Source organism: Paraniabella hibiscisoli, assembly GCF_022512515.1.
In the GTDB taxonomy this organism is placed as follows: domain Bacteria; phylum Bacteroidota; class Bacteroidia; order Chitinophagales; family Chitinophagaceae; genus Niabella; species Niabella hibiscisoli.
Genome location: NZ_JAKWBK010000003.1, coordinates 614,402 through 640,526, shown reverse-complemented (window position 1 = coordinate 640,526; position 26,125 = coordinate 614,402). Strand labels below are relative to the sequence as shown.

Genomic DNA, 26,125 nt, shown 5'->3' with positions numbered 1-26,125 from the left:
AAATTTTATCATGAGTATAGGAACATTTTCATACCCGTTACCGGTAAATGAGCCGGTGTTAAACTATGCGCCCGGCAGTAAAGAAAGGGAGCAGTTAAAAGCTACATTAGCAGCGCTTAAAGCAGAAACCCTGGATATTCCTATGTATATAGGCGGAGAAGAAGTATTTACTAAAAACAAGGTTTCCGTACACCCTCCGCACGAGAGAAAATATACATTGGGACATTTCTCAATGGGTGATAAAAAGCATGTGCAGCAAGCTATTGACGCTGCGCTTGCTGCCAAAGAAAAGTGGGCTGCATTAAGCTGGGAAAGCCGTGCCGGTATTTTTTGAAGGCTGCCGATCTGATAGCGACCAAGTATCGTTTTCATATGAATGGTACCACTATGCTGGGACAAAGCAAGAACGCTTATCAGGCAGAGATCGACAGTGCCTGTGAGATCATCGATTTTCTACGCTTTAATGTACATTTCTTAAGCGAGATTTATAAACAGCAACCTATCAGCAGTCCTGGTATGCATAACCGTTTGGAATACCGCCCGCTGGAAGGTTTTGTATTAGCGGTAACGCCATTTAACTTTACCGCCATTGGTGGTAACCTGCCTGCCTCCGCCGCCATGTGCGGCAACGTGGTGGTATGGAAGCCGGCCAATACACAGGTTTACTCGGCACAGATGTTCATGCGGATTTTAAAAGAAGCCGGATTGCCCGATGGTGTTATTAATTTAATTTATGTAGATGGCCCGGATCTGGGCGAAGTTTGCTTCAGTCACCGCGACTTTGCCGGGGTGCATTTTACGGGTTCAACAGGTGTATTTAACACCATGTGGGAAACCATTGGTAAAAACATTGGCAAATACAAAAGCTATCCGCGTATTGTAGGTGAAACAGGTGGAAAGGATTTTGTAGTAGCGCATAAGAGTGCCGATCCTGCGGTAGTGGCCACGGCTCTTTTACGGGGCGCCTTTGAATTTCAGGGACAAAAATGCTCGGCAGCTTCCCGTGCTTATATACCATCTAATATTGCTAAAGAAGTTAAGAAAAAGCTGGTAGAAGGTATCAACTCTTTTAAAATGGGCACAGTGGAAGACTTCAGCAATTTTATTAATGCCGTGATTGATGAGCGCAGCTTTGATAAGATCAAGAGTTATATTGAAAAGGCGAAGAAGGATAAAGACGCGTCTATTCTTGCCGGTGGTAATTATGATAAAAAAGAAGGGTACTTTATTCAGCCAACGGTTATTGAAACTACCAACCCGCAATACCTTACTATGTGCGAGGAGATATTTGGTCCCGTGCTCACTTTATATGTATATCCTGCCAACGCATTTGAAAAAACTCTGGATCTGGTAAATAGCACCTCCCCTTATGCATTAACGGGCGCTATTATTTCCACCGATCGTGGTGCAATAGAACTGGCTACCAGGAAACTAGAAAATGCTGCAGGTAATTTTTACATTAATGATAAGCCAACAGGCGCCGTGGTAGGACAACAACCATTCGGCGGCGGCCGGGCATCCGGTACTAATGATAAAGCCGGCTTTATTTTGAACCTGTATCGCTGGTTAAGCGCCCGCACTATTAAAGAAACATTTAATCCTCCAACGGACTATAAATATCCGTTTTTAGCAGAGGATTAGCTGAGATATTTTTAATGTTTGAAAGTCGGAAAGAAAAAGTTTTTTTAAAGCTTAAACTTTCCGACTTTCGGTTTTTAGCACTAAAGACAATAGCGTGAAATCTATTTTAAATAAAGAACATATAGCCATTACTATAAAAAGGCTGGCACAGCAGGTAATTGAAAATCATGGAGATCTTTCAAAAGTGGTAATGATCGGCCTTCAACCCAGGGGTGTTTATTTGTCGGACAGGATGTACCAGCAGGTAAAACAGCTCGTAGGTAAAACCACCATTGATTACGGGAAGCTCGATATTACTTTTTATCGCGACGATGTACGTAATACCTTGCACAAAGCCAATGCAACAGATATTCCTTTTAGTATTGAAAATAAAACGGTAATCCTTATTGATGACGTATTATATACAGGTAGAACCATTCGTGCTGCTTTGGATGCATTGCTGGACTTTGGCCGCCCGGCTAAAGTAGAACTCTGCGTATTAATTGATCGCCGGTTCAGCAGGGAAGTACCCATTCAGGCTGACTATATCGGAAGTGCAATAGATAGTTTTGAAAATCAAAAGGTATTGGTGCGCTGGGAGGAAAATAGTGATGCAGATCAGGTTTATATAGAATGATAAAAAAATCTGAAAAAAGACATTATAGGCATGGGTTTTGTTGGCCTAAGAAGGAAATGAGTTAATAGCCACGTTTCTTTCTTAGGCTATTTTATTTATTATCAAATTTTTTTCAACCTTGGGCATCACTATATTTAGCTATTATGAGAAAAAAATAAAGGGGTTACTTTTACAAAGTCCCTTTTTAAACAACTGTTCCCATCCATTGCGGAACCTTGAAAAAGCGGACATGACATATACATTCGTTATCACAATCTATTAAAAAATCAACTATGCCACTGGAACCTTATGGAATAGGCGGTACCGAAGTAAAAAACGATGCGTTTGAAGCTTTTGCCGACATACCGCAGAATCGTGTATTATTAGCCGAAAAATTAACGGATCTACCTCCTGTGAGGCCTGAGATCGTTCATGGACTTACGGATCTTAGTGCTGTGTTCAATCATTTTAACCCCTCTGTTGATATGGAGTTTGAAACAGAAGAGGGCGCCAGCAGAAGAGAAGAACTGAGCTTTAAAGGACTCGAAGATTTCGGTCCCAAAGGTATTACACGCCAAAGTCAGTATCTGAGCGAGTTGGATATGAAGCGTACTCAGTACCAGAAAATTGTAAAGCAGCTTAAAACCAATAAGTTACTAAAGCAAGCTTTATCTGACAGTGCAACTAAAGAAAACCTGGTTTCGGCCTTAAAAGTACTGATACAGGAACTGGATGGTAAGTCTAAATAATACAATCAATTAAACCTATAGTCATCATATGTCAACAGCTCAAAATCAACTTTCCCCGGAAGACCAAAATCTGCAAAAGGAGTATAAACAACCTTCCTCCGTTGAGTTAGGCAGCCTGGATTCTCATCTGCAACCGCTTGCAAAGCTGGGTGGATATGACCTCCTGGAGTCCGCTATCGATAATGTACAAAATTTAAATCCTGAGCGCAAAGCCAGGAAAAAATATTTCTGGAAGAAGCCAGTAAGAAGAAAGAAAGGGACGAATTAAAAAAGATGTTGAGCTGGTGGGTAGATATATTGGAGTCTACTGATGACTTGGGGCAAATGGTTGACAATTGCAACCAATTAGCCGAAACAGCCGACAGGACATTAAAATCAAATGTCAGAAAAGCATTGGAGCGTACCGGAGAGCTGGAGCGTTCTTATCGTTCGGTTGCATTATTCTTTAAGAATACAGAAAGCCAGAAAGTAAAGAATGTATCGTTTATGAATGCCGAGCCCGATCAGCTGAAAGACCTGGATAACACAAGGTTTATTGATCATGTACAGGCAGAGCTTGTGAATAACTACGACAGGTTGGATTTGCGCAATAACTATGGTATTTTGATTTTACCTGGTTATCTGGGTTCCAATAAAGTGGTAGAAAAATGGGCTAAAATAGCTTATGATAATAAGGTGATGTTGGTGACTGATTTTGAAAATCTGGACACACCCGATGATGTAATGGAACTATTTGAGGCCGCTAATTTAACAGGGGGCGACCCTTACCGTTCGAATGTAGTAATGGCTTGTAACTGGCTGGTAGGGCGTGGTAAAGAAGATGAGGTAGGGGAAGATGATCACCTGTTTGTTCCACCTTCTTCATCACTTGGCGGAAAAATCTATTACACATTAATGTCGCAGGTTACCGCCGGTAAGAAACATGGTAGCATGAACGAAGTAGATGGTGTTAAGTTTGATCTGAAGAAAAGTGAAATAGCAGGTCTCGAAAAGTTAGGTTTGGTGCCTATGGCTAAAGAATATGGCAAAGTAATGGCCTTCTCGGCGAAGACCTTATTTAATGGAGATAATATCGGTTTGCAGACTTATTCTGTAGTACGTGTATTTGACTACGTTGCCAAGGTAATGATGGACTTCCTGAACAGACGCGCCTTTGAAAATTTCAATGCCAATACAAGAAAAGAATTGAACGGGCAAATTGTTCGTTTCTTAGATAGTATAACAGGCCCGAGTAAGTTGATTGAGAATTTCACGATCAAAAGATTCGAACAGGATCCACTTCAAAAGGACAGGATATTCCTCGATATTCACCTGAAGCCTTATTTTCCGGCAAAAACATTTTTGATCAAATTGGATGGTCAGAAAGGCGACGATGCAGATGGAGTAGAATGGATGTCTAGCTACGAACAGGATAAATAGGTAATTAATATTTTATTAATAGTTCTCCTGCAATAATTCAAACACCCGAAACGTTTAATCGTATACTTAATCTATGACGAATTATTTTAAAGTTCGGTATTTAATGTGTTACATAGATAAGTATTAACAACCACGTATTTTTTATTTATAGTTTTTATACTTATTTTTTAACATCAAAAATGTACAATTATGTCATTTAAAGCACAGATTGATGTGGCAGGGGCTAAGAACAACATCCTGGATCTTAGCTATGCCCTCAAGCAGGAAACAGATGCCACGGGCCGGCCGTCTTCGATTACCCGCGGTGGCCAGATCACACTTACCGTTGAATCAACCGGTGACACCAAATTCTTCGAATGGATGTGTAACAACTTCGAAAGAAAAGATGGTAAAATCACCTTTACAAAAAGAGATTCAGATGCAACGATGAAGGAGCTTTCTTTTAAAGAAGGTTACCTGGTTTCTTATCGCGAAAACTTTAACGCTACCGGCGAAAATCCTATCACTGAAACGTTTACTATCAGTGCAAAGGAAATTAGCATGGGCAACGCTTCGCATCTAAACCAGTGGGCAGTTTAGTATTCTGAAACAACATGAGTTATTAAGCATTGAAAAATGTTTTATATTAAACATTGATAACCCGGCGCCTTTGATAAGGTGCTGGGTTATTTATAGTTATTTGCTATCCGTACTTATGAAACGCGCTATCAATTAAAATTGATACCTTAAAAGCAACCTTATGTCATTTATTTCAAAACTTACATTAGATGGCGAAGAAATTAATGTCCTCCACTGTCGATACCATTTCTCCCAGGAAACAGATGCAACCAGCCGGCCTACGTCTATTCCTAAAGGCGGTGTGATCGATGTTACTATTGAAAGCAATGGGAAGACGGATCTTTTTGATTGGATGATCAGTCCAACCCAAACAAAAAGTGGTGCGATCACTTTTTATAGAAGAGATACCATGAGCCAGCTGAAAACGATAAAATTTGTTGATGCTCACTGTATTGACTATACCGAAGAGTATACACATAACGGGGAGTATCCCATGCAGATAACGTTGAGATTAAGCGCCAAGGAAGTGAAGTTGAATGATTCCAGCTTTAAGAAAAACTGGCCGGTGTAAAACTGGTATACTTTCTGTTACTATAAGAGGTTGAAAGTTGCAGATGGAGTCCAGTCTCCTCTGATATGAATCTATTGAAAATAAAACTTTATGCCGTATCGTACGCCTTTTACTCTTTCATCTGATGAGGTATGCATTGATTATGAAACGGATATTACGGCAGGTAACCTGGAAGTAAATGACGCCTATGATCTGTATCTTATTGCTAAAGGGAAGCCGGTACGACGCTACCTGTTGGTTTGTTTTATGAACTTACAATTCTTTTTCAGGATAAAAATGGAAAGTGGACAGATTTGGAGAAAAGGAATTTCATTACGCAATGGGAACAGAACGTAAAATCGGCCTGGAACTATAAGATTATTAAAATTTTAAGCGGCGGACTGAATGTTGTTTTAGATCTGAAATTTAAAACACAGATCGAAGGCATATGGCTCCACGACCATTGGGAATTATCGGTGATGAAAGCACAGAAGTTTGCCAGAAGCTATGTGAACACTTTTTCAGGCAATAGCCAGCTGGATACCCAGGACCTGATAGTAACACCCAAAAATTTTGGCTTGGGGCAACGTGGAGCAGTGCATGAGTTTGGACATATGCTGGGATTGCCCGATGAGTATGAAAAGCAAAGCGCCTGGTATGCTGATAAAAACTCCATCATGAATAACGGAGAGGTAGTGAAAGGGAGGCACTTGTCTGAATTTCGAAGCTGGATAGATAAGAAGTTGCAAAAGCACGCCATAAAATAACAAGGCGCCTGTTTACCTCGCGGAGATAAGTGATGTATTAAAGTAAAATGGGGCATTTTTTAACAGCATCATGTTCAATAATATTCAAAACATAATCAGAACAGTTACAGCACAGCTCGCTTTTTTGCGGCAGCATTACTCTTGTTTTCCTGTGATTTAAATAAAAAGGCCATGCTCGATCAATATTGGGATGAACTGGTAAAGTCGAAAACTGAAAAGGAAGAAACAGCCGTTTTACAAAAGTTGGCCGGTTACCTGCAAGATCATCAAATATCATTTGAAATATTTAAAGATATTAATGGGACACTGAAAGACCTGGGTAGCATATCACCTGCCGATTCCTTATATCCGGTTACGGTAAAATTTCAGGAACCTGGCAGCAATGCAGAATCGGTAAAAAGCGGATGGCATCCGAAAAGTGACGATAATACTTTTTTCTTTACCGGGAATAAAGCTGTTGCCTGTGTCATTACGTTCAGATTTCAAAAGAAAAAGAAAAGTTATAGGTACTCATAGTTCGAACTAAACATATTTACTCCATAAACGACAAAACCTTTATTTATGGCTCAATTAACCAGTGCTACTTTCAGCATTAACGGTAACGCTATTCCTGTTTATACCTCTTTCTCACTCTCCCAAAGTATTTTTGATCACCACCAGTTTTCTTTAGTATGCCCCGCAGAAGCTATTGATGGCAAATCGGGCATCTTTACTTCTTCAAAAGATATGATAGGAGGCACATTTGGTGCACGTATTCTGGCAGAAGGATTTGATGGTAGCCTATTGTTTAAAGGCGTGGTGACAAGTGTGGAAACATCGCGTTTTACCGGTCATCATGGAAATGTTATTATCAGTGGCTATTCGCCCACCATTATGATGGAGAGCGGTCCGCACTGTCAAAGCTGGGAGAAAAAGCGATTAAGAATATCGCTAACGATGTGCTGAAGCCCTTTCCTCAAAACCTGTTAAGTCCCAAAGTGCAGCCCTTGTATGGTGAAACACTGGCTTATACCGTTCAATATAAAGAAACCGCCTGGGAGTTTTTGCAACGCTTAACCAGCACCTTTGGTGAATGGTTATTTTGGGATGGCCAGGCTTTGGTTATTGGACAACCGCAGTCAGGTCAAGCCATCACATTAACCTATGGCAGTCATATCAGCAGTTTCAATATGTCGCTGAGCGCGCGCCCGGTAAAAACACAAATGATGGGTTGGGATTACCTGAATAGCCAGGTTTATACCAGTCAGCCGTCAGGTGTGGAAGATAAGGCAGGTTTAAATCCCCTTGGCAAGCAGGTAATGCAGCTGGGGCAATCGATATACACCGCACAGCCTGTATTATGGAATAACCAGTTCCTGACCAATAAAAAACAACAGGATGATATTACCAATATGAAAAGCGCTATTCAAGGCAGTCGCATGATCATGTTTAATGGTAAGAGCGGTCATCCCGGCGTGAAGATTGGCGGTTTGGTAGAGGTGTCAGGAAATAATGTCTTCAGCGAACAAACCGAAGGCTATGGCGAATACCTGGTCATTGCTGCCACGCATTATGTAGATGCAATGGGTAATTACGATAATCAGTTTACAGCTGTGCCAGGTACCATAAAAGTGCCGCCCGTTGCATCATCTAAAGAGCCTAATTGTGAAACGCAGAGTGCCATTGTTACGGACAATAATGACTTCAATGGTTTGGGCCGTATACGGGTAAAATTTCACTGGATGAACGGGGCGGAAAAAACACCCTGGATAAGAGTTACCACACCACATGCAGGCGGTGGAAAGGGCATGTTCTTTATACCTGAAGTAGGAGAAGAAGTGATCATCGGTTTTGAAGGCGATAGTGCTACCAAGCCTTATGTAATAGGCGCTGTATATCACGGCAAGGCCAATAACAGTTTCGGTAATGCAGGTAATGATGTAAAAGCGCTGCAAAGTCGTAGCGGTAATAAGGTATTGTTAGATGATAATGCAGGAAGCGTTTTTGTGGAGGATAAAGATGGGAACAGCGTTTTAATGGATGGTGCGGGCAATGTAACGATGAAGAGTAACGAGAGCATTACACTTTCCTGCGGAGATAGTACATTGAATATGAAAAAGGATGGTACCATAACCGTTAACGGTAAAAATATCTATACCATTGCCAAAGAAGATATTGTATCAAGTGCCACTAAAAATATGGCGATGGTTGCGGATATAGATTTCCTGGCTTCAGGAAAAACAACCGCTACCGTTTCTTCCAAAGCCACTACTGTAGTGGGTTCTAACGAAATGGGGCTCTTCTCTAAAAAGCTGGAAGCAGTAGGTTCTGCTACAACCAGTATCAACGGAGGAAAGATCGATATGGGGGCCGGCGGAGATGTAAGTGTAACCGGAGCTATCGTAAAAATCAACTCCTAAAACAACCTCACCATGAGCAGTAAAACATCGGTAGCGCAAGAGTTTTATAAGATACGCGAAGAGTGGGCCAGGGTAGATCGGCTAAAAACATGGAGTCTTGCAGTTTGGATCGCTAACTACCAGGACCTCGATATCATTGATAAATTTATTGAAACAGAACGATTGCCCATTGGCGTTTTTGATGATATATTTTTTAGGTTCAATACACCCTATAAGGGAGACCCCACTTTATTTGAAGAAGCGCTCTGGAAAGAGTACGAGAGCTGGTTTCAGCCGGTACCGGATCCGTCACAGGACCTGATGCTGGCGTTAAAGAAGGACGGGATATTGAATCCTTTATTTGTACCGCAAATTGATGCTACAAGCGGCTTTGATGGATTGCTGAAAGAGATGCTGCGCTTAAAAGACCATTTACGTGGGTTTGATAAAAATAATTTCTGCCTGTACTTTCCACCGGCTCAGCCAAGGCAGCTGATCATCGGGGACTGGCTGGCACAGAAAATTAAAAAAGGTATTCCTCCTCAAATCAGATTAGTAACGATCGATCATGCAGCCGGCAGGAAAATTTTTATAGGTAATACAGATAAAGTGGTAGAGCTCCAGCCACAGCTGGATATGCTTGCCGCTATCAACAATGAAATGGATAAGGGTGGTGGCAGCAGTGATACAGTGAGCCCCGAAGCAAGATTGACCAAACAAATAAGAACGGTAATGGATACCATCGTCAAAAAGATCCGGCGCTTACTGGCAGGGAGGTAGGTAAAATGCTATCCATTGCGAAAGAAACGGGTAATACTTCCACATGGGTATCTACTTTATTGGTGGCGTCTCAGGCACATTATAATATCAAAGATCATGACCCAAGCGAAAGGTATGCAGACGAAGCTATTAAGAAGGCGGAAGTTGAAATGGAGAAAGGTGAGACCAGTGGCTATCACTCCTGGAAAGCCTGTATGATGCTGAAAGGGGCATTACAGGCAGCAAAAAGAAAATGGGAGGCAGCTATAAAAATTTATGAGGATATGGCAGCGAAGGCGCTGCAATATGGCGATGTGTTTTTGTAATGGAAGGGTATCGCATTTCGGGTCATTTGTATTATTTGAGAGGACGTTTAAAACCGGCTTTCGAAAATACGTTGATGGCCATGGTGGCCGGAAGCCAGTTAAGCAAGGAAATGATCAGGCAAAGCACCTTCCTGCATGCCGCCTACCTCGCAGTATTTCTCGGCGAAAAACTCAAGCCGAAAGACGAATTAAAAGCGCTTGAAGAACAACTGGATGTGTGGATTGGAGAAGACTGGAGAGAATTAATTGGCGGCACTGAGCTGGAGAAGAGCACAGTAAAGCCACGTAGTAAATACATGCCACCCGTTTCTTTTTAAGAATGATAACGGAGGCTATCTATATTTTGATACTAAACTATTTAAAAGCATTCTATAATGGCAGTAGCAGCAGGATCCGCACCCAGTAAAGGCTTTGGTGAACTGTTTGGCGAAGCAAAAGGCAAGCTCGATGAACTCCAGGCCGGCCTGGCCAGTATATTTCCGGCTATGCCGGGAATGCCTGCAGGTAAGTATTTTGACCTGGCTATGGGCATCGACTTCGAGCAAACAATTGCGCCACCCTGCCCGGTTTTTCCAGTTCCGCATGTGGGTCTGGTATTCGATATTTTTGGCGCGGTAATGAATGCTATTGCCTCCGCATTACCACCACCACCTGCGGAAGGGGAAGGTTTTAGTGTTGCTGGTGTAGCATCAGCGATTGTTAATGCATTAAAGCCGTCGGTTAAAGTACACTCCCGTTGGATCAATAATGCGGGTACACCCGTAATGCACCTGCCGGCGATGTTCCTGCATTTATTGCCGATGGCAGTTCCTACTTCGTCTTCCGAAATGTGGATGGGCAGCAGCACAGTGCTGGCTGATGGAGGACCTTTCTCCACCCAATTTCATCCGGCGCTTTCTTGTAACCTGGTAGGCTTTCCCAGTCTGCCCAGAATGAACAAAACGCCACGCCCTGTACTCGATCTGATGATGCCTACTTCCATGTTGCTGGCCATCATCAGCAGCGGCGGACCGGTATTGGTTGGAGGACCTCCTACGATCGACCTTTTCCAGTTAATGTTGTCGTTGGGTATTAAGGGGCTAAGCAAGGCCTGGAAAAAACTGGGCGATAAATTCCAGGATATCATCAACAAGATATCCAAGAAGAATGAGAAGCTCGCTAATATATTGCAGTCGGTCAAATGTAAATCTTTTGGAGAACCGGTAGATGCAGCAACAGGGCGGGTGATACATACCAATATCGACTTTGATTTACCAGGTCCTATCCCGTTTGTGTGGGCGCGTACTTACTACAGCGATGCTGAAGTGGAAACCTCGTTGGGGTATAACTGGCATCACAGCTACAATATGGGTTTATACGATGTGGGTAATGGTTTTGCCATACGCCTGAAAGACGGAAGGGAACAGCCCTGCCTTATCTTCAGAAAGGCGAGATATTTTACCATAGAATAGAGCAGCTGTTTTTTGAAAGGGATGATAAAGGGTATTTTGCAACAGACAGCGGCAAATTGATGTATCGGTTTGGTGACAAGAAGAACCGGGAAGGATTTGCCATGCTTGAGTCAATCACAGATCCGCAAGCCTTTAGTATACACTTTGAATACGATGCAAAAGGCAGCCTTTCATCTATCATAGATAGCGCGGGTCGGCTTATCAGAGTACAGTGCGATGATTTAGGACGTATATTGAGAGTGTATACTATTGCCAACAACAGGCGAATTAATTTTATACAGTATACATACGATGCTAAAGGTAATATGGTTGGTAATGAAGATGCGTTGGGTGCCGTTAAAAGCTTTGAATATGATGGCCATTTATTAGTGAAGCTAACCAATCAGAGTGATCATAGCTTTTATTGGGAGTATGAGGGTAAAGGAGATGGCGCAAGATGTATTCATACCTGGGGCGATGGCGGTATTTTGGAATACTGGACCGAATATAAACAACATGAAGATGGCAGTGGACAAACCATTACCAGGGATAGCCTTGGTCATCAAACTGAATATTATTATGACAACAAGAAACTGATTTATAAAATTGTTGATGCGAACGGAGGTATCACCCGCCAGATTTACAATAGCTATCAGGACCTCGAAGTGATAGTTAATCCGGAAGGAGGAACGGAGCAATACCAGTATAACAGTTATGGACAAATTAGCCGTATCATCAACGAAAATGACGAAGCCTGCAACTATATCTATGATGAGCGTCAGAATATAAGTTTTGTCAGTAGCCCCGGTAACCGTTCCATTAGTTGGGAGTATGATGAGCAGAGCCGTTTGATAAGCCGTACCGGCATGCGGGGCAATACCGTCTACTACACCTACGAAGGAAAACAACTTAAATATATAACCGACGATAAAGAACGTCGTTTCGAACTTTTTTATGACAAACAAAATAACCTGACTCGTTTCCGGTATCCTAATGGTCTTGAACAGGTGTTCAATTATGATGAGTTGGGAAATCTGGTTTTTCAGAAAGACGTGCGGGGTAATGTGACTACCTATGAGTATAATGACCTGGGGCTACTAACCCGCTTAAAAGATCCGGATGGTAATGTGCACCAATTTGAATATGACAAGGCTGGTAACTTACTGGAAGTAAGAGATTACAATAATGCTGTACAATTTGAATACGGGCCCATGGGTATATTGCGTGGCAGGAGACAAAATAACCATACCGTTAAATTTAATTATGACACAGAGTTGCAACTGCGAAGTATTGTTAATGAAGGCGGAGAGATGTATAAATTTGGTCTTGATGCGGTAGGTAATGTGGTTAGTGAGTGGGGGTTTGACGGATTGAACCGTCGATATCAACGTGATGGAAACGGAAGGGTCATTAAAGTGCTGAGACCCGCAGATAAGTGGACTTCCTATGATTATGATAGTGTTGGGAATATAGTAAAAGAAGAGCATTCTGACGGGAGCATGGTTGCCTATAAATATAATGCAGACGGTCAACTGGCAGAAGCTGTTAATGAAACCAGCCATATTAAACTAGAACGTAATAAGGCGGGCCAGGTAATAAAAGAAATACAGGATGGCTATACAGTAACAAAAATGTATGATAAAGACGGTAATTGTTTAAGTACCGGAAGCAGTTTAGGCGCTAATATAAAAATGGTGTATAACGAATGGGGAATGCTTACCCAAATTGACGGAGGAAATGGTGTAGAGCCACAATCTCTAAGTTCGTCTGCTGCTTTTGATGCAAAACTGAAAGAAGTGGAGGAGAGAATAGCCCGGCTTACGGGAGTGTTGGGTGCAGGTGGGCAGTCTGCTACCCAAAATAACAGCATATGGCAGGCTTCATTCCAACGTGATAATACCGGCCTGGAGTTGCATCGGCAATTAAGCGGCGGTGTAAGTGTGTCAACTGAACACGACAGGCTGGGGCGTGTTGTCCGTCGCACCATCGGAGCAAAAATATAGAGCAATGCCGAACCCGGTACGATTGGGGACGGGGTGACAAGCTTAATAAAATAGTAAATGAATTAACACAGGCTAAAATTGACTTTGAGTATGATGCTTTTGATAATTTGATCAGCGCTGTATATGAAGAAAAAACAGGTGTTGAAACGCTTTATCGTGTTCCCGATAAAATAGGGAACCTGTATAAAACAAGGAGTAAAACCGACAGGAAGTATACGAAAGGCGGACGTTTGGAGGAAGATGATAAATATTGTTATTACTATGATGCTGAAGGTAACCTGATATTTAAAGAATTTAAACGAAATGAAAATCTTAGCGCTATAGATAAAACCGATATAGCAAAAGAAAAAGGGATCATACTGCAAAGAACAGCTACAGGGTGGGAATACGAATGGAACAGTAATGGTACTTTACAAAAAGTGATCAACCCTGGTGGACGGGAGATTGAGTTTTGCTATGATCCTTTGGGGAGAAGAACGGCTAAAATAGTTAAGCAACAAAGGATAGACGGAAGCTCTTCAGAAAGTGTACAAAACAGGGTTACACGATTTGTATGGGATGGAAATGTTCCTTTGCACGAATGGAATTATGAAGGCCGGTATCCACCGCAAAAGTCGATTGGTGAAGATGGCCTGAAAGAAGAGCCAGAGCCTTTAAATGACCTGGTTACCTGGGTATTTGAAGAATACAGCTTTGTACCGGCTGCCAAAATCATAGGGTCTGAAGCATATAGTATTATTACAGATTACATGGGCACACCAACACATGCATACAGCGTTAATGGTGAGAAAGTTTGGGAAAGAGATATTGATATCTACGGCAGTACACGCAAACAAACCGGGCAAAGTAATTTTATCCCTTATCTTTATCAGGGACAGTATATGGATGAGGAGACGGGGCTGGCTTATAACCGGTTTCGCTATTATGATAGCGAAAGTGGTTCTTATGTGAGTCAGGATCCGATAAGATTGGAAGGCGGGAAGAATTTATATGGTTATGTAAATAACCCGGCAGGGTGGCTGGATTATTATGGTCTTATGCCCGGTGGCATGAAAGGAGCCACTTCCAAGGTAACCGCAGGCAAAAACTCGAGCTCATTGCCATCCAAGAACAAAGTCCATTCTGAAATACGTAATTTAAATGAACTGGCGGAAAAAGGACAATTGAGGGGGCAGGATGTAGTGATATCTGATGTTAAAGGGCAGTTTCCCGAGGGAGTGGTGAAAGAAGTTCAGGTTTGCGCGGAATGCCGGCATAACATGTTTCAGCCTTTAATTGACGGGGAGGCAAAAAGTGTAACAATTCCCCGTAAAGGTGGCGATCCCATAACTATTATGAGAGCCGATTTTGAAGCTGCCCGCATTGATACCAAAGCAGTACTGGATAAATACCAGGGAACAAAACAATATGGAAAGAGATCTAAAGAGTCGTTCGATGCTTTAGACAAACATAGACACTAAAAAGATATGGAAATAGTAAAATCTGTTGCAAGTACAGTTGCCTTTTTGTTAGATCCCGGTAAACTGTGGACACGTATAGATATAATAAACGGAGAGAATTTCAGAACCCTAAAAGGCGGGCGCTTTATGTTAAATGAAACGCCTTTGGTTGACGCCTCTTTGGTGCCCTTTTCGAATTTACGTATCGATAATAAAAGCATGACTTTTGACGCGAAAGTTCAAAAGGTTGATACAGGTTTTGAAGTAGATCTTTCTAAAAACAAGGCGGCGTCTCTTATTGCCGGTTTTATAAAAAATATAATGAAGAGCAATGGCAAATCTCAACAAACCATTTTAATTCGGTTCAGATAAAAATTGAAAAGAAATACCTCACCATTCGTTTCGAATATATTCGCGAAGGCGATACCAATATCGATAATAAGAACTGGCTGATTATAAGCTTTAATAAGTCTTGTAATTATGTACAAATAAAAGAGTCATCCATACCTCAAAAGCGCTTTGAAAGTATAAAAGCCATAACGCTTGATCATCTTAAATTGCATGTAGAATGTAGTGGCAGGGATGTATGGGCGGAGGAGGAACACAACGATGAAGACGGCTATAGTTATGAATGGGATCTAGATATTCAGCCCGAATTTCAGGAACTAATCATTGGGTTGCTGGATATCGGCATTCAATCACAACGTAAAAAGTTTGATGAGTAAACTAAACTTCATGGTTGTAATGTCAGCTTTATACCTATTACTTTATCTGCAGACTTAAAATGCTCAGTCGTTAATTGAACCTTGTTGGTAGTTGATTTGCCTTTTGTTCCGCTTATAGTATAATTGCCGGGAGATAGATTTTCTAACAGGGAGGCTTGCCCGTTTTCATGGGTGATTGTTTCGGTATAATCGCTTTCTCCTTCCTTATAAATTTTTATCGTTACTTCCTTGACCGGTTGGTTATCGGCATCAGTAACTGATATAGATAAGTGCTTAGGGGCTATACTCAAAATTGACTCGGCAATGGGCTTGGATTTTGTGGTTTTCGATGCTCCGAGCCAGAACCTGACGCCGAGGCTGGCACTTAAAAACCAAGACTGGCTTCATCATTGTAGTTTTGTTGTAAAGATAATCGGTAGCTCGTTTTGGCAGGAGTGGTGGGCCGGCTATTGGTTCTAAGCGTTGCATTGACTACACCTCCCAGTGTATCCATTCCGGTCATACGCGGAGAAGGTATGAACCAATATTCCGCTGCTGCATTGACCGAAATTTTCGGGGTAATAAAATATGCTGCCTGTACGCCGGCCCTCCCTATAAATTGTAACCCTGATTTTTCGCTAATACAGTTGCAGACTTTCGGGCCTGCAAAGCTTTCCAAAGATCCTGGCTCATCCCATATCTCACAAAAGCTCCGTTGGGTGTCACCGTTGCTTTGCCAAGTGTAGGTGGTACTTTCACTGACGAGGTGGCAGCATTATAGCTTATTGTAATGCTGTCTGGCGAAATGCCTTTGCCATTCACCATGTAATAGCCGAATTGCCTGGAGATAACACCTCCTTTCAGGTTCAATTGAAACTGCCATTTTTGATTGTTGAACCAGTATGAGGGGCCGGTAAGTAAATACCAGCCTTTGAAGTTTTCATGCTGCTGCTGAGATCCTTGTGGAAATCTGAAAACAGCATTGCCGATTTGTCCGGAGTCCGTGGCATTTTTATACATGGTATTGTTAGCCTGCGCATTGAGCACATCGTTTGCAGATGCTGTATAAGAAGTGAACTTTGAAGGATCTCTCTTGATCGTTAAGTTACCCAAAGCCAGTTCCCAGCCAAACTGTCGGTAACGCCAACCCGCTATTATTTCGGCGTACATGCCGTTGCTTAAATGATAAAGCGGATTCTTATTGAGGCTATTGTTTTTAAACAGGAATCCACTCTGCAAACCGGCGTAGAACTGATGCCTGGATGCCGTATCTGTTTGTGCAATAACTTTAGCAGAAATAGATAATAAAAAATACAACTTAAAAAGAGGTATCTCATGCTTTCATCAGGATTGTAGGTCAACGAATTAGTGAATAGGATCGTGTAAATATAATAATTGAGGCTAACAATTATTTAATTCTGAAAAGTATTATCATTATTTAAGAAAAATATTACTTTGGCTATGAATTTGCTGTGAAGTATTACGTAATTTAATAATGCGCTTCATGATCATTTTACAGGTTGTTGCATTGCTTTTGGTGCTGACGTATATGTTATACATCTATCGGAAGGATAAAAATGAAAAAGGGCCCGCCAGTTAGCTGAGAGGGACCTGGCGCCTGCCCGGCAGCGATTGTCTGAAGCAAGCAAAGACTTTAATCATATCGAGAAAGAGATTTTTCAGCTGATTGATCAGCAATTTGAAGAACCTTATGCAGACCACATCAAAAATGGTGTGGTAAGTATAGGTATGCCTGTAACCTTTTTAACCATGGCATGGGGACATCCGCAACGTATAGAAAAGGTTGATAAAAAAGAGGTGATGAGAATTGGTACTACAAAGAGCAGGACCAATCCGGAAGCCCTACACAAGTGGTAGTAGAAAATCAACGGGTGATACAATTGAAAGATTTTTGATATGGGCGGAACATTAAAAAATTATTATGAAATCCTGGGTGTACCGAGGTCCGCAACACCCGACCAGATTCGTACTGCCTACCGAAAATTACTGTTGAAATTTCATCCCGATAAAAATATAGGTGATTCCTATTTTGAAGAATGGTCTAAGAAGATCAATGAGGCTTTTGAAGTGCTAATGACCCCTGAGGTGCGCGCCGATTATGATGTGGTATACGATGAAACGAGGCTGGCTTCTCAACAGGCAACCACCGCAAATAAAGATGCCCGGGATGATAGTATTGTACCGGATGAGGACCCGCCTGTATCCGTTGATGCTGCTATACAAAAGCTGGCTCCTGTTTATATATCGGCAAAACAGGCATATATAAAGGCTACACGTAATGTAACGGCTATTGAGGCCGGGTTAAAATCGAAGCAAATGAACGCCAGCTGGCATTTTATACTTGGCGGGATATTAGCTTTTGCCCTGCTTGTATGGATCGCCGTCGCTAATAAGGATTTCTTCAAAAGTGCATCATCAGCGGTGCCGGTCGTTGAGCAGGCAGCCATAGTGCCATTACCCTTACCCAAAAAACAGGAGCTGGAGCCTTTGCCAGCACAGCAGGCCACCCGGGAATTGGCTTTAGACCTTTGGATTAAAGTTGTAGCTCCTAAAACCTATTTTTTCGAGCAGCCGGGAGCGTCCGTTCTTAACGATAAATTTTTGTCAAAAGGCAATAAAGCACAGTGCCATAAAAAAGCCGGGAATTACTATTATGCCATCTTTCAAAGTGCTGTTAACAGCTCCTATAGAATAGAAGGATGGATAAAAACCGCGGATGTTGAAATTGTAGCACAATAATTGTAATAGACCTGTAGTGGGTTGATTATTAACGTTTGGTAAAAATTAACTTAAAGCGTTTGGAAAACTTATAAAATAAGCATATTTGTTATACGAGATTTTATTGTTTCGCGTTTACCTATCAAGAAAATATCTTTTGAACCTGGCTAATCGCAACTTATACATTTATTGAAAATGCCGGGATATGAATTTTCAAAACTATTATAAGCTACCACTCGACCTGGGTAGCATTACCGCCAAAAAGATACTGCCGAAGTGCAGCCAAAAGGAATCTATTGCGCATCATCTGCACCTCATACTTACTACTTCTTTCGGGGAGTTGTTAAGCGATGTTCAGTATGGTAGCAGCCTGTGGGATGAAGATTTCGATAATGTATCTTATCGCAACAAACAAAAAGAACATATACTAAGGTCTATAGCCTCAACCATTGCTATATACGAAACCCGTATAGAAAAGGTAAAGGTAGAAATGAATGTGATGCAGGAGGAAATACCCGACAGAACTACTGATCCGCGTATGAAACGCAAGCTTGATTTTTGATAACGGGTGTAATGGTAGCCACTAACGAAAACATTGTATACAGGGATAGCTTTTTTGTAAGTCCCCTGGCCTATAACTAGAATAAACATGAGTGAAAGCAGGGAGCACATAAGAAACAGGATGTTACATCATGCAGCGAGGATATGGGGGTACCCCGAGACCGAGGATACTTCCAGCTTCGATCCGTTGGTAAACCTGCTAATGTCGGTTAACGCAGCTGAGTTGGAACGCCTATCCAATGAGATCCACCATTCACGCACCAGGGTGATGGATCGCATCATGCAGCTATTGGCTCCAGATGTATTAACGGGCCCTCATCAGGCATCGGCGATATTAAATGCTAATAGCCTGGATGACACAGCGGTACTTTCGCCGCGGGAACAGTTCTTCATAACGCAGCCGCTTGCCATGGGACAGGAAGCTAATGCCAATATTGATGTATATTTTACGCCTGTTGATGCTTTCTTTATCAATGCCTGTTCAGTAAAATACATGGCCGCCGGTAATAAGTTTTTTCGTTATACCTCAGATAGCATTACCAGGGAACTGATGGCTGTGGGTAATGAACAACAATTTTTGCCCAATGCTACACTTTGGGTAGCGTTAGATAATCCTCGTGTAAGCCTGAAAAATACCCAGTTTTATTTTCAATACCGCAGCGAGATTCACAAAGATATTTTCTATAATCAGCTAAAAAATACCCGATGGACAATAGACGATACACCGGCTAGCACAAGGAAAGGGTATAATCGGTTGCCTGACACCAATGCTGATTGGTATGCGCAACAAATCATTAACCAGCAGGCCAGTGTATCCGATAAATTTATGAAGCTGGTAAAGCAGCAGTATGAACATTATTTTATATCTGTAACCGACTCGCCGGGAGGAATGATGAATCGCGAATCAAAAACACCAGATCAGTTAAAGGAGGTTTTTGGTCCGGCGGTCAATAGCCTGAATAATGAAAAATTAAGATGGATCAAAATTATTTTTCCTGAGAACATAACTGGCGCCATGCTGGAAGAAGTAAGTGTTTTTGCCAATGCTTTTCCGGTTGTAAACAGAAGACTGCATGAGATGTCTTATCGGCTGCAGGAAATGATGAATGTAATACCGCTTCTTTCTGAAGAGAACCAGTTTTTTGACATAGATGCCATTACCGATGATAGCGGGCGAAAGCTTCATGTAAGAGAGCAGGAAGAAATAGAAAAGTCGGGATTGAGCATTGTAATGCGAAACGGCGGTGCCGGCAGATTTGATGAGCGGGATGCGCAGATGGTGATAGAAAACCTGGTGCAATTATTACGGGATGAGAGCGCGGCCTTTTCAAACATAGGTAAAGACCTCGTAGCGCAGGAAGTTAAAAACCTGCAACAGTCCATTACAAAAATCGAACAGCTTGTAGGTGCGGGCACGAGCGGTAATGCTACTTCGTTTACCCCCTATCTAATGGTTCGGAATAATAAACAATCAGATTCCAGGTTTCTGTATATATCCTACTGGAGTACGAACGGCGCTACCGCCAACGGCGTAAGGGCTGGCACAAGGCTACAGTCTTATCGAACCAGTTCGGTAAAAGCTTCCTCTGCATTTCTTCTGACACCAACCCTGGGCGGCAAAAACAGACTAAGTCAAACGGATAGCGTAGTAGCATATAAATATGCATTGCTCTCCAAAGACCGCGTAATGAGTAAGGAGGATATTAAATTGTATTGTCAGCTTGCTTTAGGGAATATGGTGCGCGATGTATCTATAGCAAAAGGCTTTATGATATCAGCAGAAAATACCAGCGGGTTTAAAAAAACAATAGATGTAACCATCACAATCGATAGGAAAAGCTACGATGAGGCCAAAGATAATGGTGAGTTAATCAACTGGGAGAAAGATATTGCCCTGCAATTAGACGAACGATCTATGGCGTTTATACCCTTCCGGGTATTTGTAAAATCAATTATCAACAATAGTATTGCTGTATGATAAAAGAAGAAGAATTATATGGGTTGTTGGACGCCTTGGAAAAACGGGGGACCGATGTTCGGGCAGAAGTGCTGTTGAATCACCTGCGCGAAAACGGGTTACTCGATGAAAGTTTTGTTGTAAGTAATAACGGTTTCTTTTATCGCGAGTTTACCAAAGATATTTATGCAGCCGCTGTAGCCGAGGATCAATGGTTTCGCCAGTACCTCGAAGTAGCGCTTTCCCGTTCCGGTTTTTATGATATGCTACCCGAAGCTTTGTTTCATCAACCTGAAACCACTGAATTCCGGCAACGTTCGGGCGTATCAGAAATGATAACGCGGTATAAAAAAATACAACAAAAGAAAAGGAAGCTCGTAAATTCTTCCAGCCTTTTGAGAACGAATTTTTCACCAGCAGATGGAATTGGAGCGCGAAGAATTAAACCTGCTGGATACGCTGCGGAATAAAACCCTTAGCCTCTATTTTTTGAAGTTTTGGGGATTGCCTGCCAGCCTTACAGTACATGAAGTAGCTTCTTTTTTACTGCTCTTTCCCTACGCCAATATAATCAATGGAAATATATCGTTGATGCAATCCTGTCTCAGGGTGCTGCTAAAAGAAGCTGTGGTAATAATGCAGAAGCAACCCGTGGCCACGATAGCTGAGGGTGATTGGGACATGGGTTTGGGTAGCCAGCCCCTGGGCGATTACATGATTTGTGGCAATGATTTTATGGAAGAGTATCCAAACCTGTCTTATAAAATAGGACCTCTGAAAAATAGTCGTGTAACTGAGTATATTGAAGAAGGCCGAAAGGAAATATTGATCCGGACTTTTAATAATTTTTTCGCGCCGGTAGAAGCGGATATAGAAATTGATATAGAAATAAACAACAGCATCCCAGGAATGAGTTTTGCTGAAGAAGACGAAATAATATTAGGGTATTCATCTGTTATGTAATATGATAGACATTTTTTTATCAATAATAGTGCTTTACAAATGGATAGTTGGTTTTCCCAATCAATGCGGGGCATATTGTCGGTATTAGGTATTGGTTTTGTCAGCCTTTCGGTAGTTGCAGGAATTATTATTTCCCGCATACGGGGAAGCGTAAAACCTTTTATAAAGCCATGTTTGCTTTACCTGCTTTTATATGCATTGGCTTTTGCTATAACCGGGCTGCTGATTGCCCTGCGTATGTTTCAAAGTTATACTCAGTATTTTATCTTCTTTCAGTTGATATTTATTGCGCTGGGCATACTACACGTATTTACCCTCTTCAAATACCAGAAATGGATCAACGAAAAAACCTTTTGGGCCGAGGTGATTTTTACAATAGTTATAGCTGCTGCCGGAGGTTTATGTTTCATGATGGTCTATCGTTATTTTAGTAGGGATGAAATGGATATTGCTATGCTGGGTGCCGCAGTAAGTTTCCTTATTCCCCTGTTTGTTTACTATACTTACAAACGCGCCATTGCTATTCCTTTTAAGATATTAAAGCAGTGGCATTATCCAATACAGGCTGCTACTGCCGAACCCGATGAAAAAAGTTAAAAAATCTTTTGGTGATCAGTTTTGAGTTTTTAAAGAAGGAGAACGATAAGCATTATACCAATTTTCGGGCTAAAGCCCCGTCAGATATGGACTTTGGAGAGTTATTCTACTATTTTATTAATGATTACAATGAAAGGCATCCTCATGCTACCATATCTTACTCCAACGAAACTGGCATGCCTTCAGGCTGGATATTTTTAAAAAGCCAAAGTGGTATACATTGTTTACAAAGTATATAGATTCTGAACGTACTATATTTATTAATCATATAAAAGAGAACGATATTATTATGTGTATACGCGTATCCTGATCAACAAAGCGTTAACAAGTTTTACATCATCGTTTTAAATAAAAAATAAAAGAATGAAGCGACAAGGTGAATATCAACCAGTGAATTGGATCAATGGGATGAAGATCAATAAAACGCATTTTATAGCAGAACGCAATGCGGGCACCTATCAGCAGGCAATGGGCAATACCTCTTTTTTAAATGATCATAATTATGGAATCCTGCCCTTTAAAGGTAATACACCATCATCCAGGATTTGGTTGAGCATTGATAACGCCAACCATGTTAACATCCGTATCATGTCTTGCCTGGCTATTACAAGAGGCGGTTATATTATAGACTTTAATTCAGATGAGGTAGACCTGGCAAACCCGCTTTCCGCAAAGATCCCGGGGCTGAGCATTCCGTTTACCTTACTGAAAGATAAAAGTAAATCTTTCTATATCGTATTGTCGGTCGATCCCTATCATCCTGAACCAACAGGTGCCGCTAACCCGGAAGAGCAGCCGGTTCGCCTGCCTTTTTGCGCCCCTCGTATTCTGTTTTGTTGCTGGAGGAAGAAGAGACTAGTGTGAATACCCTGGGAGACTTTCAATTACCTGTAGGTAAGCTGGAAGTAAGAGACCAGACAGTCTTGTTGATAGATAACTATATACCGGCTTGCACTAATGTTAATAGTCATGAATTTTTGTTACAGCATCATGCACAAACTGAACAATTTCTGGGCAAGTTGGAACTAAACGCCTTGCAGATCATACAAAAGATACTACAGAAAAATCAATCCAATGATATAATTGAACCTGTAAGAAAGTTGTGTGAGCAGGTGCTATCCTATATCTCTAATGTTTATGGTGCCTATCGGCAAACTGTTCGGTATGCGCCGCCTATTCAGCTAATTGCTATGGTATCGGGCCTGGCAAGAAATATTAAAAATGCGATTGATATTTACACGGGTACTTTCAAAGAGGAGATGATTAACTATTTCACCGAATGGTGTAATGTAAAACAAGGTGAGTTGGAGGATGAAATTGCAGAGGTCTGCAATTATCGGTACGATCATTTGAATATCCACACGGGTATTTTAAAATGCTCCAATTTCTGCGGGCTTGTATTGGGTTTGTTTGATGCGTTGGCGGCGCTGGATTATATAGGCAAAAAAAAAGAGACCGGCATTTTTGTTAAAGAGCAGTTGATTGTACCCGAGGAAGATATACAATCAAGAAGGAGAGGATTTTTCCTGGCTGACTAAAACTGATAATCAATAAAATATAAAATTAAGCAACAATGGCGCAGATCGTTATTAATGCAAAGGAAAGAAGACAGGCCTTCTGGAAATTTTTATTCTTCTTTATTATTTCTGTTGGAATCATATTGTTAGCGGTGTACTTTGATACGTTGGTGCCCACAAAAGAGAACAGGATGATGCGGGAGCAGCTGGCCAAATTTAAAGTAAGAGAAGCTGCACAGGAACGTTTCACCAATAGTATGAATGAAGCCCGTGCTCTAATTGATTCATTAAGGAAGCCAGGCGTTAATGAAGCATATGTCAATTCTCAGGCACTGGAAAAGATAAGAGAGCTTACTGCATTGCAGTATAAAGACAGCAGCATGTACAGCCGTTTAAATGCCAGTGTTATCGATGTGTTTCAGCGTTACCAGGAGTCCATGAGCCAGGTGGCGAAATTGGGTACCATGCCAGAGGATTTTCAGAAAGTTAAAATGGAGTATGAAAATGCGCAGAAAGAATTGATCACCTGCAGGCAAAATCTGAATAACCTGTTAAACCCCGCAGGCAGCTATTAAGCCTGTTTTAGCTCTTTGATTATTCTACCCGAACCGATTTATTAACGATCAGTCTGCCGGCTCCAACATATTTGGAAGACCAGTAGGGATCGTTAAGACTGGCAATACTTACGCCTTTAGATGAAGATGAGTTTACAAACATGTTGTTGTCTAGGTACATGCCCACATGCGACACATAAGTGCCGGGTAAGGTTTTGAAAAAACCAGGTCGCCCTTGGCCAGTTCAGGTCGTACTGTAAAACGCTCTACATTCTGAGTGAAGAATTGTTGAACAGATGCGCGCGGTATGCGGATCTTATATACATCGGAAAACAACCGCTGAATAAAGGCTGAACAGTCAATGCCGTTTTTGGTAGTACCTGCCCATAAGTAGGGCGTGTGCAGCCATTCATCAATAAAGGAATACAGTTTGACGTCAGTGATTTTTTCGGGTTTTGTTTTCAGATAGCCGGAGTATTTACTTTTCAGTCGTATTTCCTCCTGGCTACTGACGGGTTTGTCAGCTTCATTATTGGTTACTTTAACGACCATCTGATCGGGAGTCTTCGTGCTGTCGTTAATTACAGCTACATCCGGCCCGTTTTCGTAAATGAATTGACTATAGTCGGGTTGCGGACTTTTTTTAATGCGGTACAACCGGCCAGTAATACGATGATAAATATTTTGAATATAGGTTTTGTCAGCATGCCTAAAAGTACAAACTAAGATCAAAACAGCATGATAATTTTTTATGAGAGACATAAGCGCCAGGGTGACTGGAAGATGTAGGTATCTAAAAATTTGATAGCAATGCTGCTGTATAGTTGACATTGGAATTTCGAACAATAAAAATATACGGATGAAAAAAAGCAATACATGGCTTTTCGCCTCGATGATAATGTTACCATTGCCTTCCTGGTTACCTGTGTAATCGCTTCGATGGCTTTTGTGGTTCGCTATAAAAATCACACACCCTGTAAAGAGTTCGCTATTAAAACATTAACCAATAAGATTTATACCGGAACCCTGATCCGCTTTGATGCAGATGTAACCGGGCATAGAGATTTTGAATGGGACTTTGGTGATAATGAAAGTAGCCATAGTGAAGTGAACTCAGCGGTTCATTCTTATGACCGGCCAGGTGAATATGTAGTTACTTTAAAATTAGATGACCGGTGTATGGAAACAACTACCATTTTTGTGCAACAAGCTGCAGAAGTGATAGATCAGTCGCGTATGCCGCATGCAATAATTCCCGAAGTAACTGAGGTTGGAAAGCCTACCAGTTTTACGGATACAACCGCTGGCGCCAATGCCTGGGAGTGGAGGTTTGGCGAAAATGAAAAAGTAGATGCCTATGTGAAAAATCCTGTTTACTCTTTCAGACAACCTGGTTGGAAAACCATAACATTAACCGTTAACGGAAATAATGATGCAGTTCTGGTAAAAAGATATTTGTAAATCCACCTAAGCAGGGAGCAGCGCCAACGCTCGTTCCGAGATCTGGTGGTGGACGTAAGCCAATCAGCTCAAGGCCCGAAACCGATCCGCTAGAAGAGCAGTTGAATCCACAGCCAGAACAGCCCGAAGCACCACCCCCGTGGTAAAAGCCCCCGAAATTTCTATCACAGACTTTAGATATATGTTATTTGGAGTAGCAGATAAGAGGTTGAATGCCGCCAGTTTTGCCAAGTATTTTTGTGATGGTAACCTGAATACTTACACGAATATAAACGGGAAGCCGTCTACCTTTAATGAGCTATGTGCTAAGCTGGCAAAGCTGAAAAAATCGGGCGATATTAAGAGCATGACAGTTACTCCCAAAAAGAATCAGGAAACCAATTGTATTTCCTCCGTAAGCATTGTAATAAGGGTAAAAACAGGTATATTTGGTTTATCTAAAACCCCTGATTTTTAAA

35 protein-coding genes and 2 pseudogenes are annotated in these 26,125 nt (G+C 41.6%); 33 read left to right on the top strand and 4 right to left on the bottom strand.

Annotation, left to right across the window (positions count from 1 at the left end; genetic code table 11):
• Positions 1–10 precede the first annotated feature (10 nt).
• The 20 genes and pseudogenes from MKP07_RS34915 (at position 11) to MKP07_RS34815 (ending at position 15,339) form a co-directional block, all read left to right on the top strand.
• Positions 11–334 carry a hypothetical protein gene (locus tag MKP07_RS34915; RefSeq protein WP_240852640.1) on the top strand — a complete coding sequence of 108 codons (324 nt, stop codon included), beginning with the start codon at positions 11–13 and terminating at the stop codon, positions 332–334.
• Positions 331–1,641: an L-glutamate gamma-semialdehyde dehydrogenase gene (gene pruA / locus MKP07_RS34910; protein ID WP_240852639.1), complete on the top strand. Its 1,311-nt coding sequence runs from the start codon at positions 331–333 to the stop codon at positions 1,639–1,641. Before MKP07_RS34915 ends, pruA begins: the two co-directional genes overlap by 4 nt.
• 94 nt (positions 1,642–1,735) lie before the next feature.
• On the top strand, positions 1,736–2,257 hold the full coding sequence (gene pyrR / locus MKP07_RS34905; protein ID WP_240852638.1) for a bifunctional pyr operon transcriptional regulator/uracil phosphoribosyltransferase PyrR: 522 nt from the start codon (positions 1,736–1,738) through the stop codon (positions 2,255–2,257).
• A gap of 272 nt (positions 2,258–2,529) precedes the next feature.
• Entirely contained in the window at positions 2,530–2,985 is a 456-nt protein-coding gene (locus tag MKP07_RS34900; RefSeq protein ID WP_240852637.1) for a type VI secretion system contractile sheath small subunit, read from the top strand.
• Between the two features lie 28 nt (positions 2,986–3,013).
• Positions 3,014–4,404, top strand: a pseudogene (locus MKP07_RS34890) (DUF5458 family protein).
• Positions 4,405–4,593: 189 nt separating this feature from the next.
• Positions 4,594–4,983, top strand: coding sequence for a type VI secretion system tube protein TssD (gene tssD, locus MKP07_RS34885; RefSeq protein WP_240852634.1), 390 nt, complete (start codon positions 4,594–4,596; stop codon positions 4,981–4,983).
• A 160-nt stretch (positions 4,984–5,143) separates the two neighbouring features.
• Positions 5,144–5,533, top strand: a complete 390-nt coding sequence (tssD, locus tag MKP07_RS34880) for a type VI secretion system tube protein TssD (RefSeq protein WP_240852633.1) — start codon at positions 5,144–5,146, stop codon at positions 5,531–5,533.
• Between the two features lie 90 nt (positions 5,534–5,623).
• Positions 5,624–5,869, top strand: a complete 246-nt coding sequence (locus MKP07_RS34875) for a hypothetical protein (RefSeq protein WP_240852632.1) — start codon at positions 5,624–5,626, stop codon at positions 5,867–5,869.
• Positions 5,827–6,279: an immune inhibitor A domain-containing protein gene (locus MKP07_RS34870; RefSeq protein ID WP_240852631.1), complete on the top strand. Its 453-nt coding sequence runs from the start codon at positions 5,827–5,829 to the stop codon at positions 6,277–6,279. Before MKP07_RS34875 ends, MKP07_RS34870 begins: the two co-directional genes overlap by 43 nt.
• Positions 6,280–6,450: 171 nt before the next feature.
• The gene (locus MKP07_RS34865) at positions 6,451–6,795 is read left to right on the top strand and encodes a hypothetical protein (RefSeq protein ID WP_240852630.1); all 345 of its coding nucleotides are present in this window, start codon (positions 6,451–6,453) and stop codon (positions 6,793–6,795) included.
• Between the two features lie 45 nt (positions 6,796–6,840).
• A complete protein-coding gene (locus tag MKP07_RS34860; protein ID WP_240852629.1) occupies positions 6,841–7,224 on the top strand; it encodes a hypothetical protein in 384 nt (127 codons plus the stop codon).
• On the top strand, positions 7,218–8,678 hold the full coding sequence (locus tag MKP07_RS34855) for a type VI secretion system Vgr family protein (RefSeq protein WP_240852628.1): 1,461 nt from the start codon (positions 7,218–7,220) through the stop codon (positions 8,676–8,678). Before MKP07_RS34860 ends, MKP07_RS34855 begins: the two co-directional genes overlap by 7 nt.
• 12 nt (positions 8,679–8,690) lie before the next feature.
• On the top strand, positions 8,691–9,437 hold the full coding sequence (locus tag MKP07_RS34850) for a hypothetical protein (protein ID WP_240852627.1): 747 nt from the start codon (positions 8,691–8,693) through the stop codon (positions 9,435–9,437).
• A 5-nt stretch (positions 9,438–9,442) separates the two neighbouring features.
• Positions 9,443–9,742, top strand: a complete 300-nt coding sequence (locus MKP07_RS34845; protein ID WP_240852626.1) for a hypothetical protein — start codon at positions 9,443–9,445, stop codon at positions 9,740–9,742.
• Positions 9,742–10,059 carry a hypothetical protein gene (locus tag MKP07_RS34840; protein ID WP_240852625.1) on the top strand — a complete coding sequence of 106 codons (318 nt, stop codon included), beginning with the start codon at positions 9,742–9,744 and terminating at the stop codon, positions 10,057–10,059. The genes MKP07_RS34845 and MKP07_RS34840 overlap by 1 nt, the downstream gene beginning before the upstream one ends.
• A gap of 57 nt (positions 10,060–10,116) precedes the next feature.
• The gene (locus MKP07_RS34835) at positions 10,117–11,193 is read left to right on the top strand and encodes a DUF6531 domain-containing protein (protein WP_240852624.1); all 1,077 of its coding nucleotides are present in this window, start codon (positions 10,117–10,119) and stop codon (positions 11,191–11,193) included.
• A gap of 59 nt (positions 11,194–11,252) precedes the next feature.
• Positions 11,253–13,175: a hypothetical protein gene (locus MKP07_RS34830; RefSeq protein ID WP_240852623.1), complete on the top strand. Its 1,923-nt coding sequence runs from the start codon at positions 11,253–11,255 to the stop codon at positions 13,173–13,175.
• A gap of 107 nt (positions 13,176–13,282) precedes the next feature.
• Positions 13,283–14,635 (top strand): RHS repeat domain-containing protein, encoded by a 1,353-nt coding sequence (locus MKP07_RS41735; protein ID WP_317236208.1) that lies wholly within the window; start codon positions 13,283–13,285, stop codon positions 14,633–14,635.
• A 6-nt stretch (positions 14,636–14,641) separates the two neighbouring features.
• Positions 14,642–14,986, top strand: a complete 345-nt coding sequence (locus MKP07_RS34820; protein ID WP_240852622.1) for a hypothetical protein — start codon at positions 14,642–14,644, stop codon at positions 14,984–14,986.
• Between the two features lie 185 nt (positions 14,987–15,171).
• Positions 15,172–15,339 carry a hypothetical protein gene (locus MKP07_RS34815; RefSeq protein ID WP_240852621.1) on the top strand — a complete coding sequence of 56 codons (168 nt, stop codon included), beginning with the start codon at positions 15,172–15,174 and terminating at the stop codon, positions 15,337–15,339.
• An 8-nt stretch (positions 15,340–15,347) separates the two neighbouring features.
• Here the strand turns inward: MKP07_RS34815 and MKP07_RS34810 are convergent, their stop codons facing one another.
• The 3 genes from MKP07_RS34810 to MKP07_RS34800 form a co-directional block, all read right to left on the bottom strand.
• Positions 15,348–15,629, bottom strand: coding sequence for a carboxypeptidase-like regulatory domain-containing protein (locus MKP07_RS34810; RefSeq protein ID WP_240852620.1), 282 nt, complete (start codon positions 15,627–15,629; stop codon positions 15,348–15,350).
• A 74-nt stretch (positions 15,630–15,703) separates the two neighbouring features.
• Entirely contained in the window at positions 15,704–15,841 is a 138-nt protein-coding gene (locus tag MKP07_RS34805) for a hypothetical protein (protein ID WP_240852619.1), read from the bottom strand.
• Positions 15,842–15,930: 89 nt separating this feature from the next.
• Complete coding sequence (locus tag MKP07_RS34800; protein ID WP_240852618.1) at positions 15,931–16,635, bottom strand: hypothetical protein; 705 nt, start codon at positions 16,633–16,635, stop codon at positions 15,931–15,933.
• Between the two features lie 315 nt (positions 16,636–16,950).
• Here MKP07_RS34800 and MKP07_RS34795 point away from each other — a divergent pair, with 315 nt between their 5' ends.
• The 11 genes from MKP07_RS34795 to tssO all read left to right on the top strand — a co-directional run bounded on the left by MKP07_RS34795 (position 16,951) and on the right by tssO (position 24,227).
• The gene (locus MKP07_RS34795) at positions 16,951–17,196 is read left to right on the top strand and encodes a hypothetical protein (protein ID WP_240852617.1); all 246 of its coding nucleotides are present in this window, start codon (positions 16,951–16,953) and stop codon (positions 17,194–17,196) included.
• Positions 17,197–17,235: 39 nt separating this feature from the next.
• The gene (locus MKP07_RS34790; protein WP_240852616.1) at positions 17,236–18,078 is read left to right on the top strand and encodes a J domain-containing protein; all 843 of its coding nucleotides are present in this window, start codon (positions 17,236–17,238) and stop codon (positions 18,076–18,078) included.
• Positions 18,079–18,262: 184 nt separating this feature from the next.
• A complete protein-coding gene (locus tag MKP07_RS34785; RefSeq protein WP_240852615.1) occupies positions 18,263–18,619 on the top strand; it encodes a GPW/gp25 family protein in 357 nt (118 codons plus the stop codon).
• Positions 18,620–18,706: 87 nt separating this feature from the next.
• Positions 18,707–20,596 (top strand): hypothetical protein, encoded by a 1,890-nt coding sequence (locus MKP07_RS34780; RefSeq protein ID WP_240852614.1) that lies wholly within the window; start codon positions 18,707–18,709, stop codon positions 20,594–20,596.
• Positions 20,593–21,045 carry a hypothetical protein gene (locus tag MKP07_RS34775; RefSeq protein WP_240852613.1) on the top strand — a complete coding sequence of 151 codons (453 nt, stop codon included), beginning with the start codon at positions 20,593–20,595 and terminating at the stop codon, positions 21,043–21,045. Before MKP07_RS34780 ends, MKP07_RS34775 begins: the two co-directional genes overlap by 4 nt.
• Positions 20,996–21,538, top strand: coding sequence for a hypothetical protein (locus tag MKP07_RS34770; RefSeq protein ID WP_240852612.1), 543 nt, complete (start codon positions 20,996–20,998; stop codon positions 21,536–21,538). Before MKP07_RS34775 ends, MKP07_RS34770 begins: the two co-directional genes overlap by 50 nt.
• Positions 21,539–21,577: 39 nt before the next feature.
• The gene (locus MKP07_RS34765) at positions 21,578–22,135 is read left to right on the top strand and encodes a TssN family type VI secretion system protein (RefSeq protein WP_262920144.1); all 558 of its coding nucleotides are present in this window, start codon (positions 21,578–21,580) and stop codon (positions 22,133–22,135) included.
• 11 nt (positions 22,136–22,146) lie between these two features.
• Entirely contained in the window at positions 22,147–22,374 is a 228-nt protein-coding gene (locus tag MKP07_RS40540) for a TssN family type VI secretion system protein (protein ID WP_317236207.1), read from the top strand.
• A gap of 124 nt (positions 22,375–22,498) precedes the next feature.
• Positions 22,499–22,999 carry a hypothetical protein gene (locus MKP07_RS34760; RefSeq protein ID WP_240852611.1) on the top strand — a complete coding sequence of 167 codons (501 nt, stop codon included), beginning with the start codon at positions 22,499–22,501 and terminating at the stop codon, positions 22,997–22,999.
• A complete protein-coding gene (locus MKP07_RS34755) occupies positions 22,996–23,673 on the top strand; it encodes a hypothetical protein (protein WP_240852610.1) in 678 nt (225 codons plus the stop codon). The genes MKP07_RS34760 and MKP07_RS34755 overlap by 4 nt, the downstream gene beginning before the upstream one ends.
• 35 nt (positions 23,674–23,708) lie before the next feature.
• Positions 23,709–24,227, top strand: a complete 519-nt coding sequence (gene tssO, locus MKP07_RS34750; RefSeq protein WP_240852609.1) for a type VI secretion system TssO — start codon at positions 23,709–23,711, stop codon at positions 24,225–24,227.
• A 19-nt stretch (positions 24,228–24,246) separates the two neighbouring features.
• Here the strand turns inward: tssO and MKP07_RS34745 are convergent.
• A pseudogene (locus MKP07_RS34745) lies at positions 24,247–24,758 on the bottom strand (C40 family peptidase).
• Positions 24,759–25,082: 324 nt separating this feature from the next.
• Here MKP07_RS34745 and MKP07_RS34740 point away from each other — a divergent pair.
• On the top strand, positions 25,083–25,667 hold the full coding sequence (locus MKP07_RS34740; protein WP_240852608.1) for a PKD domain-containing protein: 585 nt from the start codon (positions 25,083–25,085) through the stop codon (positions 25,665–25,667).
• Positions 25,668–25,848: 181 nt separating this feature from the next.
• Positions 25,849–26,124: a hypothetical protein gene (locus MKP07_RS34735; RefSeq protein WP_240852607.1), complete on the top strand. Its 276-nt coding sequence runs from the start codon at positions 25,849–25,851 to the stop codon at positions 26,122–26,124.
• Position 26,125 lies beyond the last annotated feature (1 nt).

Bases quoted from the DNA above. Each gene is read 5' to 3' on its own strand.
- MKP07_RS34915 (WP_240852640.1), top strand. From the start codon at position 11: ATGAGTATAGGAACATTTTCATACCCGTTACCGGTAAATGAGCCGGTG.
- MKP07_RS34900 (WP_240852637.1), top strand. From the start codon at position 2,530: ATGCCACTGGAACCTTATGGAATAGGCGGTACCGAAGTAAAAAACGAT.
- tssD (WP_240852634.1), top strand. From the start codon at position 4,594: ATGTCATTTAAAGCACAGATTGATGTGGCAGGGGCTAAGAACAACATC.
- tssD (WP_240852633.1), top strand. From the start codon at position 5,144: ATGTCATTTATTTCAAAACTTACATTAGATGGCGAAGAAATTAATGTC.
- MKP07_RS34875 (WP_240852632.1), top strand. From the start codon at position 5,624: ATGCCGTATCGTACGCCTTTTACTCTTTCATCTGATGAGGTATGCATT.
- MKP07_RS34865 (WP_240852630.1), top strand. From the start codon at position 6,451: ATGCTCGATCAATATTGGGATGAACTGGTAAAGTCGAAAACTGAAAAG.
- MKP07_RS34860 (WP_240852629.1), top strand. From the start codon at position 6,841: ATGGCTCAATTAACCAGTGCTACTTTCAGCATTAACGGTAACGCTATT.
- MKP07_RS34850 (WP_240852627.1), top strand. From the start codon at position 8,691: ATGAGCAGTAAAACATCGGTAGCGCAAGAGTTTTATAAGATACGCGAA.
- MKP07_RS34845 (WP_240852626.1), top strand. From the start codon at position 9,443: ATGCTATCCATTGCGAAAGAAACGGGTAATACTTCCACATGGGTATCT.
- MKP07_RS34840 (WP_240852625.1), top strand. From the start codon at position 9,742: ATGGAAGGGTATCGCATTTCGGGTCATTTGTATTATTTGAGAGGACGT.
- MKP07_RS34835 (WP_240852624.1), top strand. From the start codon at position 10,117: ATGGCAGTAGCAGCAGGATCCGCACCCAGTAAAGGCTTTGGTGAACTG.
- MKP07_RS34830 (WP_240852623.1), top strand. From the start codon at position 11,253: ATGTATCGGTTTGGTGACAAGAAGAACCGGGAAGGATTTGCCATGCTT.
- MKP07_RS34820 (WP_240852622.1), top strand. From the start codon at position 14,642: ATGGAAATAGTAAAATCTGTTGCAAGTACAGTTGCCTTTTTGTTAGAT.
- MKP07_RS34805 (WP_240852619.1), bottom strand. From the start codon at position 15,841: ATGACCGGAATGGATACACTGGGAGGTGTAGTCAATGCAACGCTTAGA.
- MKP07_RS34790 (WP_240852616.1), top strand. From the start codon at position 17,236: ATGGGCGGAACATTAAAAAATTATTATGAAATCCTGGGTGTACCGAGG.
- MKP07_RS34785 (WP_240852615.1), top strand. From the start codon at position 18,263: ATGAATTTTCAAAACTATTATAAGCTACCACTCGACCTGGGTAGCATT.
- MKP07_RS34780 (WP_240852614.1), top strand. From the start codon at position 18,707: ATGAGTGAAAGCAGGGAGCACATAAGAAACAGGATGTTACATCATGCA.
- MKP07_RS34775 (WP_240852613.1), top strand. From the start codon at position 20,593: ATGATAAAAGAAGAAGAATTATATGGGTTGTTGGACGCCTTGGAAAAA.
- MKP07_RS34770 (WP_240852612.1), top strand. From the start codon at position 20,996: ATGGAATTGGAGCGCGAAGAATTAAACCTGCTGGATACGCTGCGGAAT.
- MKP07_RS34765 (WP_262920144.1), top strand. From the start codon at position 21,578: ATGGATAGTTGGTTTTCCCAATCAATGCGGGGCATATTGTCGGTATTA.
- MKP07_RS34760 (WP_240852611.1), top strand. From the start codon at position 22,499: ATGAAGCGACAAGGTGAATATCAACCAGTGAATTGGATCAATGGGATG.
- tssO (WP_240852609.1), top strand. From the start codon at position 23,709: ATGGCGCAGATCGTTATTAATGCAAAGGAAAGAAGACAGGCCTTCTGG.
- MKP07_RS34740 (WP_240852608.1), top strand. From the start codon at position 25,083: ATGGCTTTTCGCCTCGATGATAATGTTACCATTGCCTTCCTGGTTACC.
- MKP07_RS34735 (WP_240852607.1), top strand. From the start codon at position 25,849: ATGTTATTTGGAGTAGCAGATAAGAGGTTGAATGCCGCCAGTTTTGCC.